At 48.1% G+C, this 1,550-nt stretch carries 1 protein-coding gene and 1 pseudogene; both read right to left on the bottom strand.

All coding sequences use genetic code 11. The features are described from left to right. Positions 1-75: 75 nt before the first annotated feature. On the bottom strand, positions 76-1,113 hold the full coding sequence (locus ACFOW6_RS18020) for an RNA-directed DNA polymerase (protein ID WP_382423819.1): 1,038 nt from the start codon (positions 1,111-1,113) through the stop codon (positions 76-78). Between the two features lie 313 nt (positions 1,114-1,426). Next, positions 1,427-1,550, bottom strand: a pseudogene (locus tag ACFOW6_RS18015) (IS5/IS1182 family transposase); the annotation flags it as partial.

Genomic DNA, 1,550 nt, shown 5'->3' with positions numbered 1-1,550 from the left:
TTCGTAATCCGTCAGTTCGTAACGCCGCCGGCTCATCTGTCCTCCGTAGCTTGCTCTACAGAGGACAAAGGGGAATCATAAATCACCCAATTTGGGAATCCCGTTTATGAGTATGCAGCCTAATGCGCGTTTGACCGTATCATGTCCCGTAATTCCTTTCCGCTCGATGATGTCAGAGCAGAAATCTAGGAATTGGTTCTCACGGATACAGAAGTGATCGAATGCTTCAGCAGGCGTCAGAATTCTTGTTTTGCTTGAATTAAGCCGCAATTGTCTGGACTGCAGGGTCAGGTCAATATCACGGATCGACTCCTTTGCCTTGGAAATCGAGTCCACCCCAACATCTATGTCGTCCATATAGCGAACGTATTCTCCGAACGCTTTCTCTTCAGCGACCCGGTCAAGTTCATAGAGCATAGCATTTGCCAGTACCCTTGGTGCATTCGATTCCATTTGCGGCAAACCAACTTCGGATCGTGGCATGTAGTCAGGCGTCCATGCCATCTCGTTAAGAACAAAGATCAGAAGGTCGAGAAGTGGCTCACGAACTTGGCATATAGAGGAAATAATATTGCGGAGATGTTTAAAGCTTATAAAGTCGTAGAAGTTTGCAACGTCTGTGACGACGATGAATTTCCGCTCTTTCGAAAAAGCGAATATCGCTTGTTGGAAATCTTTCCATGGTTTTATTGAAGAATATTCATCGATTCCAAGTCTTCTCTCCCTTCTTGTGAACCGTTGTTGATCTGGCTCGAAGAAAGAGCGTTTTGAAGGTCGACTTTCCACAAGCTCGTGCTTCAGTGAGTTGGTAAGGGTCTCTAGGACAAGAAGGTCCCGAGGCTCACTCTGGGTCATCTGACGACAGAGACCACGTGACTTCTCAACAAGGTAATGTGTAGGCTTGGCAGGCTGGTAAGAGCCGTTGCGAATCTGCTGTTCGATGTTTTCAGCTATTTCATTGATTTGGGCGTCGATATCCTTGAACTCCACAACATCGAGAAACAGCTGATTTCTTAGCTGACGTCCAAGACTCTTCCATCGTCTCTTCAGGATCGGCTTGGTAACAACCGTCTCGATGACTGATCGATTATGATGGAACTTCGGAGAACGCATTTTAAATCCAAGTAACTGCTATCAAAAAGATACTGTACTCATTGTTGCGCCATATAAAGGCGAGTCCAAAATTCTTCATTAGATTTTTCTGAATATCCTATCCCCAAACTTTGGTGGTTACTCCTACCTTCATTTCATCTCAGGATGAAACAGCGAGCAGGTAATCTACGAAAAGGGTCTGGTCTGGGTGTTGCGCGACCTGCACGAGCAGTTGGATGCGGCGGTGGCCGCCGCCTATGGTTGGCCCCAGGAGCTGTCGGACGAGGCGATCCTGGAACGCCTGTTGGCAGCTCAACCGGGCGCGCGCCGAAGACTAGGCCGCAGACTCATAAGACTTCAACCAGATGCGGAGTGAAGCCAGCTTGAGCGCGGCGAGGTAGTTTTCCGGTTTGCGGTCATAACGTGTTGCGATGCCTCTGAACTGCTTGATTTTCCCG

Origin of the sequence: Fodinicurvata halophila, from assembly GCF_042651425.1 — a bacterium.
In the GTDB taxonomy this organism is placed as follows: domain Bacteria; phylum Pseudomonadota; class Alphaproteobacteria; order Kiloniellales; family DSM-21159; genus Fodinicurvata; species Fodinicurvata halophila.
This window is presented reverse-complemented; position numbering and strand designations above follow the sequence as displayed.

Excerpts from the sequence above, each read along its gene's own strand:
- ACFOW6_RS18020 (WP_382423819.1), bottom strand. The coding sequence starts at position 1,113 with ATGCGTTCTCCGAAGTTCCATCATAATCGATCAGTCATCGAGACGGTT.